The sequence below is a fragment of the Shewanella sp. T24-MNA-CIBAN-0130 genome (assembly GCF_040310185.1).
Lineage (GTDB): Bacteria > Pseudomonadota > Gammaproteobacteria > Enterobacterales > Shewanellaceae > Shewanella > Shewanella psychromarinicola.
In genome coordinates this window covers 54296-68581 of the sequence record NZ_JBEOPP010000014.1, presented here as the reverse complement: position 1 = coordinate 68581, position 14286 = coordinate 54296, and the positions used below count along the sequence as shown (strand labels likewise).

General features: G+C 41.1%; 13 protein-coding genes. 3 read left to right on the top strand and 10 right to left on the bottom strand.

Going from position 1 to position 14286, the window contains the following annotated elements; translation table 11 throughout:
• Positions 1-754: 754 nt before the first annotated feature.
• The 9 genes from AAEZ02_RS08335 to AAEZ02_RS08295 form a co-directional block, all read right to left on the bottom strand.
• Positions 755-2131: an anti-phage deoxyguanosine triphosphatase gene (locus AAEZ02_RS08335; RefSeq protein WP_502959588.1), complete on the bottom strand. Its 1377-nt coding sequence runs from the start codon at positions 2129-2131 to the stop codon at positions 755-757.
• Between the two features lie 9 nt (positions 2132-2140).
• Positions 2141-2728, bottom strand: coding sequence for a 5'-deoxynucleotidase (yfbR, locus tag AAEZ02_RS08330; protein ID WP_101031713.1), 588 nt, complete (start codon positions 2726-2728; stop codon positions 2141-2143).
• A gap of 112 nt (positions 2729-2840) precedes the next feature.
• Entirely contained in the window at positions 2841-4055 is a 1215-nt protein-coding gene (locus tag AAEZ02_RS08325; protein WP_124011498.1) for a pyridoxal phosphate-dependent aminotransferase, read from the bottom strand.
• A 277-nt stretch (positions 4056-4332) separates the two neighbouring features.
• Positions 4333-4893: an elongation factor P gene (gene efp / locus AAEZ02_RS08320; protein WP_101031709.1), complete on the bottom strand. Its 561-nt coding sequence runs from the start codon at positions 4891-4893 to the stop codon at positions 4333-4335.
• A gap of 49 nt (positions 4894-4942) precedes the next feature.
• Positions 4943-6151 (bottom strand): elongation factor P maturation arginine rhamnosyltransferase EarP, encoded by a 1209-nt coding sequence (earP, locus tag AAEZ02_RS08315; RefSeq protein ID WP_124011497.1) that lies wholly within the window; start codon positions 6149-6151, stop codon positions 4943-4945.
• A gap of 200 nt (positions 6152-6351) precedes the next feature.
• The gene (gene fldA / locus AAEZ02_RS08310; protein WP_101031703.1) at positions 6352-6879 is read right to left on the bottom strand and encodes a flavodoxin FldA; all 528 of its coding nucleotides are present in this window, start codon (positions 6877-6879) and stop codon (positions 6352-6354) included.
• Positions 6880-6930: 51 nt separating this feature from the next.
• Positions 6931-7203: a LexA regulated protein gene (gene ybfE / locus AAEZ02_RS08305; RefSeq protein WP_011637372.1), complete on the bottom strand. Its 273-nt coding sequence runs from the start codon at positions 7201-7203 to the stop codon at positions 6931-6933.
• Between the two features lie 8 nt (positions 7204-7211).
• Complete coding sequence (locus AAEZ02_RS08300) at positions 7212-7433, bottom strand: DUF2788 domain-containing protein (protein WP_101031701.1); 222 nt, start codon at positions 7431-7433, stop codon at positions 7212-7214.
• A 99-nt stretch (positions 7434-7532) separates the two neighbouring features.
• Positions 7533-8306: an alpha/beta fold hydrolase gene (locus tag AAEZ02_RS08295; protein ID WP_101031699.1), complete on the bottom strand. Its 774-nt coding sequence runs from the start codon at positions 8304-8306 to the stop codon at positions 7533-7535.
• Between the two features lie 304 nt (positions 8307-8610).
• On the opposite strand from AAEZ02_RS08295, the gene seqA reads away from it, so the two are divergent.
• The 3 genes from seqA to AAEZ02_RS08280 all read left to right on the top strand — a co-directional run bounded on the left by seqA (position 8611) and on the right by AAEZ02_RS08280 (position 11499).
• Positions 8611-9237, top strand: coding sequence for a replication initiation negative regulator SeqA (seqA, locus tag AAEZ02_RS08290; protein WP_124011495.1), 627 nt, complete (start codon positions 8611-8613; stop codon positions 9235-9237).
• A 51-nt stretch (positions 9238-9288) separates the two neighbouring features.
• The gene (pgm, locus tag AAEZ02_RS08285; RefSeq protein ID WP_124011494.1) at positions 9289-10950 is read left to right on the top strand and encodes a phosphoglucomutase (alpha-D-glucose-1,6-bisphosphate-dependent); all 1662 of its coding nucleotides are present in this window, start codon (positions 9289-9291) and stop codon (positions 10948-10950) included.
• 141 nt (positions 10951-11091) lie between these two features.
• On the top strand, positions 11092-11499 hold the full coding sequence (locus AAEZ02_RS08280) for a hypothetical protein (RefSeq protein ID WP_124011493.1): 408 nt from the start codon (positions 11092-11094) through the stop codon (positions 11497-11499).
• Between the two features lie 116 nt (positions 11500-11615).
• Here the strand turns inward: AAEZ02_RS08280 and katG are convergent, their stop codons facing one another.
• Positions 11616-13802 carry a catalase/peroxidase HPI gene (gene katG / locus AAEZ02_RS08275; protein WP_124011492.1) on the bottom strand — a complete coding sequence of 729 codons (2187 nt, stop codon included), beginning with the start codon at positions 13800-13802 and terminating at the stop codon, positions 11616-11618.
• Positions 13803-14286: the final 484 nt, after the last annotated feature.

Genomic DNA, 14286 nt, shown 5'->3' with positions numbered 1-14286 from the left:
GCATTGAATGCTTTTTAGCACTTAATATTTAACTTCTGTTCATCCAGCACTTCGATATGACCTAACGCTTATACTCGCTCAACATGATGATCTGCTTATGGCACTAGTTAATAATGGCGATAAATCAGTCATCACTGGCTCTATTGTCATCAACAAGTGCAATGGTCAATAGGCTTAGGGGTATGTTTTTGGTTGTTTTACACTGAACTTTTTTTACTTTTAACCTTATACCTTGGCCTAATTAATTAACCATATCAAACAGTTTGAAAATAGTCTGTTGAATGTGTGAAATATCTTATTACTGATCAATGCATATAAGCAAATGCTAAAATTAGTTTTGCTTACTTAATCAGTGAACTGTGATTGATATCAATATTTATAAGGGCGGATTGACTCACTTTAAGGCCAATATTCAATGTGGGCCGAATGTATGCTTTGGTTAGAATAACGTGGTGACTCTCAAACCAAACTTATCTTCTGTTAACCCCTTAAGGGTAATTATACTGCGTGATTGTTGTGACTTAATGTTTTACTGACGCTCAGTAAAAGCGTGTTTTACGCGCTAATATTGTTACTGTCGCAAGTACCATCTTTGCCGTACGGTATCGATTTGCCACCCACCAAAGCGCTATCTAGTCTCAATGCTAGCGTTTATGCCCTTGGGTTTATGGCGATAGATCCATTAATGACGGACAAGTATATCAATAAGAATGACCAGCAATTGTGGTTGGAACAACCAAGTGCTTTTTTATGCTTATTGCTCGCGACTTAATTCCATGATGCCTGCGGTTTTTGAACCAAATAATTGCTGATGTAAGCGGCCTGCAAACTCATCAGTCATGCCGGAAATATAATCGGCAATCACCCGCATTGGATTATTGTTTTCATTACACTCGGCTAACCATCGTTCACGAGTGTTGAGCGGTAATAGACGCTCTGGATCAGAGGAAAACGCTTCAAACAATTCCATTACAATTTGTTGGCCTTTGTATTCCAACATTTGAATTTCGGGTTTACGAATAACGTACTTAAACACCAATTGTTTAAGTACATGTAAAGCTGAAGCAAAGTCTGGCTCTAATTCTGCATTATATTTTAATAAGTCTTGTTCAAATTGTGGATTGGCACTGATGCCAATCGCAGTCACGAAACCGTTGACTAAGGTACCGATGGCATCTTTGCGTAAATGATGCTCATGGGAAAATAGTTTGTCACCTATTTGAGCCATTTCCGATATGAGCCATTGATCCTTGATCTCCGTTAACTGCTCAACCACATCGCGTTGCCACTGATGTTGATTAACAATCCCCATGACAATGGCATCTTCTAGATCATGCACGGCATAGGCAATATCGTCAGCCAACTCCATAATAGAGCAGTCAAAGGACTTATAGCGGGTTTTAAGATGTGGGTAATTGGCGTGAGTATGATTTTGCTCACTAGTGATAAACAACTGTCTATCAGACTTGGATAATGAATCTAATACCCAATCAACAATAGGTTTATCATCACCAAACAAGCCTTTTACTGGTGGCCATTCTGATGGTTTTAATTGACGATGATTGGCAATGTCTGGACGGTGTTGGTCAACAAATAACTGCCCATGAGTTGCGGGGTATTTCATCACACCCAATAGCGTCCGCCGAGTCAGATTCATTCCCCATGACGGTGTATAGGGCTCTAAACGGGTTAAAATACGGAAGGTTTGGCCATTCCCTTCAAATCCACCATGATGGCGCATCATGTAATTTAATGCGACTTCACCCCCGTGGCCAAAGGGTGGATGGCCTATATCGTGAGCTAAACAAATCGATTCAATTAAGCTCATAGAGTTAAGCAAGTACTTAAGTTCTGGATACTTACGACGTAACTGTGCGGTGATGCCGGTACCAATTTGAGAGACTTCCAACGAATGGGTCAAACGAGTGCGATAAAAGTCATTCATGCCGATACCAAGCACTTGGGTTTTGGCTTGAAGTCGTCGAAATGCGGCAGAATGTAGAATTCGGCCACGATCGCGCTGATAAGGACTGCGGTGATCATTACGGCGTTGTTTATCTTCGCCAAGTAGACGTTGTTGCCAACAGTCCTCATGTTCTGTACTACTGGGCATGACGGTGTTATCAGGCATATATTTCCTTTACAGCATTTGATTAATTTCGTCTAAATTCAATGTAAAACTTGGAATAAAACAATCACGGAAGTAACCAACTGCGGGGTTAGGGTTGTCGTCTATCATTTGTTCTAAACGTTTACAGGCACTGTTGAATTCGCTGTTACCGGCTTTTTGTTCTTCTAAGCATTTAAGATACGCGCATAACGTATCGGCGGCTTTCACAATGGCTTTGTATTGTGGGTCAGCATCTTGACTAATGAATAAACTGCGGTAATCTTCTTTAAATTCATCAGGTACCATTTCAAGCATTCGTTGTTCGGCTATGGCTTCGATCTTTTTATATTCAGCTTCTATCTCTTTATTAAAATATTTAACCGGTGTGGGCAAGTCTCCGGTTAAAATTTCACTGGCATCATGATAAATCGCAATCGTTGCAGCTTTATTGGCGTCTAAGTCTGTGGCGAATTTCTTATTGCTGATGATCACTAAAGCGTGGGCAACCATAGCCACTTGCAGTGAATGTTCTTGGACGTTTTCGCGACGCACGTTATGCATTAACGGCCAACGTTGGATTAGCTTCATCCGCGATAAATGGGCAAATAAATGACTCATGAGACTCCTTACTGCGCTCAATAGATTCAGTCAGCTTACATGAGCTTATCGATAAAAAAAAGCAACTGTTCAGTCGCTTAGTATTTTGTGCTAGAGATGAAGTGTCAAGAGACTATTGACGATAATCCTCTAAGAATTCACCAAACTCGGTAAGGGCTTTAGCCAAATCTTCTTTATAGGGCAAAAAAACCACTCGAAGGTGATCGGGCTCTGGCCAATTAAAGGCTGTTCCTTGTACTAACAGAATCTTTTTAGTTTTTAATAAATCAAGTACCAAGCGTTCATCATCACGTAAATTAAACTTTTTCATATCTAACTTCGGAAACGCGTATAAGGCTCCTTTAGGCTTTTTACAGCTGACCCCAGGGATTTGATTAAGCAATTCATATACGGCGTCACGTTGTACGGTTAAGCGACCGTTTGGTAATATCAATTCATTAATTGACTGATAACCCCCTAACGCGGTTTGAATAGCATGTTGATTGGGTACATTGGCACACAAACGCATTGAGGCGAGCATTTCTAAGCCTTCAATGTAGCTTTTGGCGGCTTTTAAATTACCCGATAACATCATCCAACCGACACGAAACCCAGCTGCGCGATACGCTTTAGATAAGCCATTAAAGGTGATGGTTAAAATATCATCAGACAAGCCCGCCGCTGGAATATGCTTAGCTTCGTCATACAGAATTTTGTCGTAAATCTCATCCGCGAATAAAATCAAATCATGTTGACGACATAGCTCAATAACTTCTAACAACAATTCTCTACTGTAAACTGCGCCGGTTGGATTGTTGGGGTTGATCAACACTATTGCGCGGGTGCGACTGCTAATTTTGCGTTTAATATCGTCTAAGTCTGGAAACCAATCGGCTTCTTCATCGCAACGGTAATGTACCGCGTTACCACCGGCAAGGTTTGCTGCCGCAGTCCATAATGGATAATCAGGCGAGGGGATGAGTACTTCATCATCGGTGTTGAGTAGGCCTTGCATAGCCATCATAATCAATTCTGATACACCATTACCAATGTAGATATCTTCAATATCAACGCCAAATATGCCTTGTGCTTGATAGTGTTGCACTATGGCTTTACGCGCAGAGAATAAGCCTTTTGATTCGCAGTAACCTTGCGCACTCGGTAGGTTTAAAATGACATCTCGGACGATTTCTTCTGGTGCTTCAAATCCAAATGGGGCTGGGTTGCCGATATTAAGCTTTAAAATACGATGGCCCTCGTCTTCTAAACGACGGGCTTCTTTATGGACGGGTCCACGGATATCGTAACAAACTGAATCAAGCTTATTGGATTTGATAATGGGTCGCATACTACTCTCGATAACTAAATACGGCTTAAGTTAGCGAACCATAACGAATTTATTGTTCTTGTGGAAGGGGCATAAGAGTAAAATGAACAAATTAATCAGTCAGAAATGCTGTTATTGCCAGTTTGATGGCACATATAAAAGTGTTTTATACTGTTGTTAATGCCTAATGCAGTTGTCTTATTCCATTTTATAACAAAAAAGCCAGCACTAAGTGCTGGCTTTTAATGCATTAACTTGTGTTATTGATATTTTATCAATAACACACGTTAATGGGCAATTAAACGCGCTTTTTGAACTCGCCGGTACGAGAGTCAATTTCAATCTTGTCACCCACTTTTACAAAGTCAGCAACTGTGACCGTGCCACCACCAGTAATAGTAGCAGGCTTCATCACTTTACCTGAAGTATCACCACGAGCGGATGGCTCGGTGTAAATAACTTCACGTACGATGTGGATCGGCAATTCAACAGATATCGCTTTCTCTTCATAGAAGGTCACTTGACACATGTCTTCCATGCCATCGATGATATAGGCAGCTGCATCACCTAAGTTGTCAGCTTCTACATCATACTGGTTATATTCTTCATCCATGAACACATACATAGGATCAGCAAAGTATGAGTAAGTACAATCAAGACGTTCTAGAACGATATCGTCTAATTTGTCTTCACCTTTAAAGGTTTGTTCAGTACCAGAATCTAGCAATACGTTCTTTAATTTTAATTTAACGATTGCAGCGTTACGGCCAGAACGAGTTGTTTCAGTCTTCTGAACAACCCATGGGCTGCCATCTAACATGATCACGTTACCAGGACGGATTTCATGAGCAGTTTTCATTTCACTATTTCCTATATTTTTGGACTTTTTTTATTTATAGAGCAGTATCTTAGCTATTTTTAACGAATTGAACGAGTCGACTCGCAAGATCTGCATCTTTTAACGCGTTAATTGGCCATTTAATAGCATGTTGCATTAAAGACAAATTAACAGAATTTAACTGTTGCCAGTGCATAACTACCGCGTGTGTATTGCCCCGGTTGAAGGCCAAATTCACCTCAGACCAAGTAGTAGTAATTTCTGGAGCAAGATTATCGCAGTAAAGTTGCATAAAAGCTTGTAATTTTACCAAGTGATAATCATCTTCTTGAGGATAAATGTGCCATATGAAGGGTTTTGCAGCCCATTGAGCACGTAAAAATGAATCTTCACCCCGCACAATATTAAAATCACAGCTCCATAGCAAGCGATCAAAGTCATTTTGATCTGTCATGGGTAATATATGCAAGGTTAAGCTACCTATGACAAATTGCTGACCGGGCATCAAATCTTCAATCGCACAAGGCAATAGGCTTGTTAAGCTGTGCAAACTGCGCCCTTTAGGGATAAGCGCATGAATTGGGGTAGGCGACGCTTGCCATAAATGACATAAAGCGAGTAAGGCTTGGGTTTCATAACTAAAAACACTGATAACCGTATCCTGGGCATTAATGCCCTGTAACCCTAGCTGCTTGAATAATGCTAATTTATGTTTATGATCTGCTTGCCATTCATCTCGTTGGCTAAACAATTCACGTTCACAAATAAGTCCTCCGGTTTGAGCGCTAAAACCGGGAAAGTAAAACCACTTTTTGACCCCATTGGCTTGTGACGACGGCAGTCCATGACAACCAGCGACCCAATTTTCGGCACTAAGGTATTCAAGGTTTAACCAAGTAGGGGCGCAAGTATCTGGGTGTTGATGTAATTGTTCAATGGCTAGCTTTACCTGTGAAGGTAACTCACAGGCAAATGCTTCAATTACCACAACCCCAGCTTCAAACTTAATATCAAGTGGGTTATTCCATTGAAATATATTCACGCCATTGATATTCTGCTGTGCTTTATCGGGATCTAGCATTGGTAAAATATGCGAAAAACTCACTAAGTCATCAACCCATAGATTAATGGGTATGGCATATTCTGTCACCAACTGCTTAGCCAAACGCCACGTGACACCTATGTCTCCATAATTATCGACAACGGTACAAAATATATCCCAATGATTCAAACTATTATTTATGTCTAGATCAAAGATTTTGCTGCTAAATCCGGCCATATTCTTGTGTGCTTTTGATATATAGAAAATGTATTTAAGATATTATTTTTTTTATACTGCATAAAAGTCTGTCTAAAATTTTAGCGGGTTCAAACTTAAAATGAATCAGCCTCGGTTTGGTTTTTTCACCGACGACAGCCGATAGTTAAAAAGAAAAAAAGCGGCTAATTGCCGCTTTTTTTTACTGAGTAACTACAGAATTAGTCTTCTAACTCAGCTAAACACATTTCTTCATAAATCTGCTTGACCCAAGCATCAACACGCTCATCGGTGAGTTCTGGTTGACGGTCTTCGTCAATCCCTAAACCAACAAAGTGCTTATCGTCCGCCATGCCTTTAGAGGCTTCGAAGTTGTAGCTTTCAGATGGCCAATTACCAATAATGATCCCACCACGCGCTTCTACGATGTCACGTATCATGCCCATCGCATCGAGGAAGTATTCCGCATAATCTTCTTGGTCACCACAACCAAAAATAGCGACTAACTTATCGGTAAAGTCGATTTGCTCAAGATCTGGAAAAAAATCATCCCAATCACACTGTGCTTCGCCGTAATACCATGTTGGAATACCAAACATTAACAAATCATATTCAGCAATTTGCTCTTTAGTACTCTTTGCGATGTCTTTAACATCGAGCATGCTTTTACCCAGTTTTTTCTGGATCATTTTGGCTATAGCTTCGGTGTTGCCAGTATCGCTACCGAAAAAAAGACCTACAGTTGCCATTGTCTATCCTTTAAATATCAAGTTCGCGTTGTGCGATGTTCTAAAAACGTCTCAGTTGTCGAGTTGCTGTTGCAGAATAAATTCGATTAACTGGCTACGACTAATGTTACTGTTCAAAGCTTGTTGGTTCAAGGCATCATACAGATCTTGTGACACCTTTAACTCTATTCGCTTTAAACCGTTAGCGCGATCACGCTGAATTTGGTTACGCTTGTTGATCTTTAATTGCTGCTCCCTAGAAAGTGGGTTACTTCTCGGGCGCCCTCGGCGAGTTTCTGCAGCAAAAAGGTCAATAGTCGTTCTATCTGTTGTTTCTTTTGCCATTGTACTCTTTAACCGATCCCAGAGCCTTCCCAGGTCATCTGAATAATACCTTTTGCAATAAACCCGGCGCAGCCGAGGAATAAAACTAACCACACAATAAATCGACCAAATTTGGGGACTTGACCTTGTTTAAGCACATCATGGATAGCCATGCCGATAAAAAAGAATATCGATGCAAAAAACAAGTTTAAGCCTACCGCTTCAATTTGTTCAATGTATTGGTTTAACATACTTCTACCTTCGCGATTGAGTGTCTGGCGAAAAGAGGGCGCGAATATATCACATTAGGTGACAATCGGCTATATTCAAAAAGCTAAAATATTAAAAACTTACCCTTGGTTTTGTTCAATAAACTCAGACACGATGCGATTAAATATCTCTGGCTTTTGTGCATGTAACCAATGCCCTGTGCCATTTAATGTTTTGGCGCTAGCGCGAGGAAATTGACGCATGATTTCATCACGATATTCAGCCGTTACATAATTTGACTCACCACCACGGATAAATAGTGCTGGTTTATCAAAATGTTTGTCATTGGTTAATGGTAAATTCCATCCAATAATACGGTCGTAAGACTCGATTAGCCCAGTTAAATTCATTTTCCATTCAAAACCGCTATCAGTACGTTGTAGATTCTTAAGTAAAAACTGAGATGTCGGCTCATCAATACCTGCATCCATTAAGTGGGTTAAGGCTGATTTTCGAGTGGTTTTACTGTTTAATATTAAACTGGTTAATCCTGCAAACACCGTTTGATGTCTCGGACTATAAGCCACAGGAGCGATATCTGCGATCACTAGGCTTATTACTCGTTCTGGGTGTAAAAGTGCCATTGCCATTGCAATTTTGCCGCCCATTGAATGCCCAATAACATGGACTTGTTTGAGGTATAAATCATCGAGTACATCAACCATGGCATCAGCCAGTTGAGCGTAATCCATGTTATCCCAATGTTCACTCAAGCCATGATTGGGCAAATCAACCCGTATGACTTGATGCTGTTGTTCAAGCACGCTGCCTAGGTTTTTTAAATTATCAAGATTACCAAACAGTCCATGAATAAGCAGGACGGCTTCACCTTGACCAGAAGATACATAATGCATAACGCAATAAGCTCATTGGGACAATTTGTGCGGGGGATTTTGCTGCAATGAGCCTGTCAAATCAAGTTTTGATGATCGTTGTCACAATTGTTGATGATATTTTAATCGCCTTTTAATAAAATTTCAGCATTATAGGTCATTTAATGATTTTGCTACTTTATTAGTAGGTTAAGCTTGGCTTACACTGGAACAATATTTTTTTGATCGCATTAATAATAATTTGATCTGCGATCCCGAATTACTCGGCGCCAGCAAAATAATGGCTACAGTAGTGACAAAGACTGATAGAAAAAGGATGACTCTGATGAAATACATTGAAATTGACGAAGAACTTTATCGTTTTATTGCCAGTAAGACGGAACGCATCGGCGAAAGCGCTTCAGATATTTTGCGTCGTTTATTGAACTTGTCTGTCGAAGATGTCGATATAAGCTTACCCAAGGCCATTAGTCAGCCCAGTTTAGAATCTGAATCGCTGGAAGATCGTCATTCGGTTTTTAATCAAGCTAAGGCAGTCGTGGAAAAGGTCATTGCGGAACAGAATATTACCGGTCAGCACTATCCACTAGATGAAGACATTTCAACGTTAGTCACGATTGATTTTGATGCGATTGTTAACCAACATTTATTAAGCCAGCAAAAAGGTGCGGTAGGGCGTTTTATGCATTTATTAGCCAGTCTTGAAACCACTGCTCGCAGTGATTTTGATAAGGTGCTTAATGTGCAAGGCAAAGGACGTTTGTATTTTGCTCGTTCTAAACAGGCATTATTAAATTCAAGTCAATCTTCTAATCCAAAAGAAATTGCCTCAAGTGGTTTTTGGGTCACCACCAATAACAATACTGCGAAAAAACAAACTATATTAACAGAGGTATTGGAACATTTAGGCTGTGGTAGTGAAAGAGCAAAGAGCATCGCTGAACACATTTAACATTTGATTTTCCGAAGATTCAATTAATCATTTACTCATAGGAGACCACACGTGGCCATTCATCAACGCGCAGGACAGCACGCTTTACAAACGGATTTAGTGAATATTCCTAAATTGATGAGTCATTATTATCGCATTATTCCTAACGTGGAAGACGTGCAGCAGAAAGTGACGTTTGGCACTTCGGGTCATCGTGGTAGTGCGTTTACATCCAGTTTCAATCAAAACCATATTTGGGCCATCACCCAAGCTGTTGTCGATTATCGTCACTCAGCCAATATTACTGGGCCAATGATTGTCGGTTTTGACACTCATGCATTATCTTATGCCGCCTTTATGTCGGTGGTAGAAGTGTTGACTGCTAATCAAGTTAAGATGTTAATTCAAAAAGACGATGGGTTTACGCCTACCCCGGTAGTGTCGCAAGCCATAGTCACCGCTAATGCAGCTAATGCAGCTAATGCAGCTAACCCAGCGACATTAATCGATGGGTTAATTATAACGCCATCACATAATCCTCCTCAGGATGGTGGCATTAAGTACAATCCACCGCACGGCGGTCCCGCTGAAGGTGAAATTACCAAAATCATTGAATCTAAGGCCAACCAATACCTAGCGAATCAACTCTCTGGGGTTAAAAAGGTCAATTACGGTGTTGCGGTAAAATCTGGTTGGATAGATGAAGTTGATTTTATTGCGCCCTATGTTGAATCACTTGCACAAGTGATAGATATGGAAGCGATTAAAAAAGCCAACATTCGTATTGGTGTTGATCCACTGGGTGGCTCTGGTATTTATTATTGGCAGCAAATAGCCGCTCACTATGGCCTTGATATTACCTTAGTCAATGACAAAGTCGACCCCACATTTGGCTTTATGACATTAGATAAAGACGGCAAAATCCGCATGGATTGCTCGTCTCCTTATGCCATGGCAGGCTTGTTAGCGTACAGCGAAGATTATGACTTGTGCGTGGGTAATGATCCTGACTACGACCGTCACGGTATCGTGTGTCCTGGTTCTGGCTTAATGAACCCGAATCATTACTTAGCTGTTGCGATAGATTATTTAATGACCCATCGCCCGCAGTGGTCAGAGTCACTTGCAGTCGGAAAAACCTTAGTGTCTAGCGCGATGATTGACAGGGTTTGTAAGGCGTTAGGACGTCATTGTCTTGAAGTGCCAGTAGGCTTTAAATGGTTTGTTGATGGCTTAGCCAAAAGCACCATAGCATTTGGCGGTGAAGAAAGTGCAGGCGCAGCGTTTTTAAAACGTGATGGCAGCACTTGGTGTACCGACAAAGACGGCTTTATTTTAGCCTTGCTTGCGGCCGAAATATTAGCGGTAACCGGTAAAACACCTGCAGAGCGTTATCAAGAATTAACTGCGCAATTTGGTGAGAGTTTTTATACGCGTATCGATAGCCCCATTAGCCTTAAGAAAAAAGCCAAGTTTGAACAATTAAATAGTGATAGCTTTACTGATACTCAATTAGCGGGTGAGGCGATAACAGCAATTTTGAGTCACGCACCCGGCAACAATGCTGCCATTGGCGGTATTAAAGTCACTACCGAAAATGGCTGGTTTGCCGCACGGCCATCGGGCACTGAAGCCTTGTTTAAAATTTATGCCGAAAGCTTTATTAATCAGCAGCATTTGGATGACATTATTACTCAAGCACAACAAATGATTGATCAAGCCCTAAAAGGCTAAGTTTACTGTTACTTGTTTAATAAAAATAAAAGCACTGATTTTCAGTGCTTTTTTGCTTCTATAAGATGTTATTTTTTTATCAATATGTGTAGTCTGTTTGTCGTCCATAATCAATATTAAGTCATTTCAAGGAAGATATTAATGAATAAATATTTCTCACTACTTTTTTTACCTGTGATTATTTTATCGGGTTGCCAAACTCAACCTGAAACCGTTCAAGTACCTCAAGCCGTGTTTAATACAAATGTGATCACTATTGAACATTCTCAACTAAATCAATATTGGTCATTGGAGCAGATTAAACCTGTAATGTTAAACAAACGTCCTGATTGGTTACCAAGAGGTGCAGGTAAGGGCGAATATTATATTACGATTGACTCAAACGGTAACGAAGTCAGCAAAGAACTTATTAGCTCGCAGCCTGAAGGTTGGATGACGCAAAAATTAGTCAACAAGATGCCAAAACAGCAGTATGAGCCAGCGGCATTGAATGTTAAGCGAGTACCCGTAAAAGTGAAAGTGGATTTTGAAATAAAGCGTATGAATTAATCTTGGGGTCGTTTAAACGTGTGTTGCACTCTTTAACCCAATAAAATACGGGGCAGAATATATTATTCTGCCCCGTCATTATTTTACAAAGTAAACATTATTACAGACATTACTCACTAGACTAGATCAAATCGATCCGCATTCATGACTTTAGTCCATGCTTTAATGAAGTCATGAACAAATTTTTCTTTAGCGTCATCTTGAGCATACACTTCGACATAAGATCTCAGTATAGAGTTAGAACCAAAGACTAAGTCAACGCGAGTGGCAGACCACTTCATCTTGCCTGTTTTACGGTCAATAATGTGATATAGGTTATTGCCAGTAGGTTTCCAGTTGTATGACATGTCGGTCAAGTTGACAAAAAAGTCATTCGATAACACGCCGACATTGTCAGTAAACACACCGTGTTTGCTGTTGTCGTAGTTGGTACCTAAGACTCGCATACCGCCAACCAAAACTGTCATTTCATGGGCGGTTAGTCCCATTAATTGACTACGGTCGAGCATCATTTCTTCAGGCTGAACGATATAGTCTTTCTTTTGCCAGTTACGATAAGCATCGTGCAACGGCTCTAATACCTCAAAAGACTCAATATCGGTTTGCTCTTGGGTGGAATCCCCACGACCAGGCGCAAACGGCACTGTAACCTTGACACCAGCAGCGTGAGCGGCTTTTTCTACTGCAGCAGTACCACCAAGTACGATTAAGTCAGCCATACTGATAGACTTCGCTAGACCGGCTTGAATAGTGGTTAATGCTGCTAATACTTTTTGCAATCTTGCCGGCTCATTTCCTTGCCAACCTTTTTGCGGCGCTAAACGAATACGCGCTCCATTGGCGCCACCACGGAAATCAGAACCACGGAAGGTACGGGCACTGTCCCAAGCGGTTGCCACAAGCTCTGCAACACTCAATCCACTGGATAATATTTTGGCTTTAAGATCGTTAATTTCTTGCTCTGATAAGCTGTAATCAACTTGTGGAACAGGGTCTTGCCAAATTAACTCTTCAGCAGGGACTTCGGTGCCAAGATAGCGGCTTTTAGGGCCTAAATCACGATGAGTTAATTTAAACCAAGCACGGGCAAACACGTCAGAGAAATAAGCAGGGTCTTGATAAAAACGTTGCGAGATTTTGCCATATTCTGGGTCCATTTTCATCGCCATATCGGCGTCTGTCATAATGGGGTTTAAACGAATTGATGGGTCTTCAACGTCAACAGGTTTATGCTCTTCTTTGATATTGATGGGTTCCCATTGCCACGCTCCAGCAGGGCTTTTTTTAAGCTCCCACTCGTAGTTAAGCAATAACTCAAAGTAACCATTGTCCCACTGTGTTGGGTTAGTGGTCCAAGCCCCTTCAATACCACTGGAAACCGTATCCCGGCCCACGCCACGACTTGTTTTATTTAACCAGCCCAGGCCTTGGTCTTCAAGTTCTGCGCCTTCAGGAACGGCTTGTAGATTTTCTGCTTGGCCATTACCATGACATTTACCCACAGTGTGACCACCCGCGGTAAGGGCGACAGTTTCTTCGTCATTCATTGCCATGCGTTCAAAGGTGACACGAATGTCTTGTGCGGTTCTCAGTGGGTCGGGCTTACCATCGACGCCTTCTGGGTTGACATAAATTAATCCCATCATTACAGCGGCTAATGGATTTTCGAGATCTCTTTCACCAGAATAGCGACTATCTGGTGAGTCACTAGTGGCAAGCCATTGTTTTTCTGAGCCCCAGTAGATGTCTTTTTCTGGGTGCCATATATCGGCGCGACCACCCGCAAAACCGAATGTTTTGAGTCCCATAGACTCATAGGCAACAGTACCGGCAAAAATAATTAAATCAGCCCAAGAGAGTTTGTTACCGTATTTCTTTTTGATTGGCCATAATAAGCGACGCGCTTTATCTAGATTGACGTTATCTGGCCAGCTGTTTATGGGCGCAAAACGTTGGTTACCTGTTCCTGCTCCACCGCGACCATCAGCAATACGGTATGTCCCTGCAGAATGCCAAGCCATGCGGATCATCAGTCCGCCATAATGGCCCCAATCAGCTGGCCACCAGTCTTGGCTGTCAGTCATTAATGCGATGAGATCTTTTTTTACGGCAGAAAGATCAAGGCTTTTAAAGGCCGCAGGATAATTGAAGTCAGCTTCCATCGGATCTGATTTTCTGTCGTGTTGATGAAGAATATCGAGATTAAGTGCCTTAGGCCACCATTCCATCACATCGTCTTCGACTGAGGTATTACCGCCATGATTAACAGGGCACTTGCCTTGAGATTGTTGTGCTTTGTCCATGATATTTTCCTTGATCACTTAATAACATAAATTTTATGTATTATTGGATTGCTTAACTAGGCTAACTGACTGTGGTAACTAAAGAAAGCGACTTTTTCCGGTTTGGTTAATCGGTTTTATTGATACATAATAAGGGGGCCTATAAATCGAATAATTAATTAATCATAGAACAATTAACCAATCATGAGGTTAAGTTAATACTTCAGTTGAATTTATGATCTAGGTCACTAAATTTACTTCTGTATTGGTAAAGGTTTGTCATGATGATTACGCCACAGAAGCTTGGATAAAATGGCGATTGTTTTGTCGGCATAGGTTGACCGTAATTTTAGTCTTGAGCTCAGTCGCAACCGAACGCTTGACGTTTGGCGCCAGTTTCAATTTGTTCATCCCCTTCAGCACTAACAGTACAATTAAGATGTTGCGATAACGACCGTACTGATTTTACGAGCGCGAGCTCAACATCTTTATGGTCAAGGTTACT

Coding starts and splice junctions, on each gene's coding strand:
- ybfE (WP_011637372.1), bottom strand. CDS start 7,203: ATGGCAAAAGAAACAACAGATAGAACGACTATTGACCTTTTTGCTGCA.
- AAEZ02_RS08280 (WP_124011493.1), top strand. CDS start 11,092: ATGAATAAATATTTCTCACTACTTTTTTTACCTGTGATTATTTTATCG.
- AAEZ02_RS08300 (WP_101031701.1), bottom strand. CDS start 7,433: ATGTTAAACCAATACATTGAACAAATTGAAGCGGTAGGCTTAAACTTG.
- earP (WP_124011497.1), bottom strand. CDS start 6,151: ATGGCCGGATTTAGCAGCAAAATCTTTGATCTAGACATAAATAATAGT.
- fldA (WP_101031703.1), bottom strand. CDS start 6,879: ATGGCAACTGTAGGTCTTTTTTTCGGTAGCGATACTGGCAACACCGAA.
- yfbR (WP_101031713.1), bottom strand. CDS start 2,728: ATGAGTCATTTATTTGCCCATTTATCGCGGATGAAGCTAATCCAACGT.
- seqA (WP_124011495.1), top strand. CDS start 8,611: ATGAAATACATTGAAATTGACGAAGAACTTTATCGTTTTATTGCCAGT.
- efp (WP_101031709.1), bottom strand. CDS start 4,893: ATGAAAACTGCTCATGAAATCCGTCCTGGTAACGTGATCATGTTAGAT.
- AAEZ02_RS08335 (WP_502959588.1), bottom strand. CDS start 2,131: ATGCCTGATAACACCGTCATGCCCAGTAGTACAGAACATGAGGACTGT.
- katG (WP_124011492.1), bottom strand. CDS start 13,802: ATGGACAAAGCACAACAATCTCAAGGCAAGTGCCCTGTTAATCATGGC.
- AAEZ02_RS08295 (WP_101031699.1), bottom strand. CDS start 8,306: ATGCATTATGTATCTTCTGGTCAAGGTGAAGCCGTCCTGCTTATTCAT.
- AAEZ02_RS08325 (WP_124011498.1), bottom strand. CDS start 4,055: ATGCGACCCATTATCAAATCCAATAAGCTTGATTCAGTTTGTTACGAT.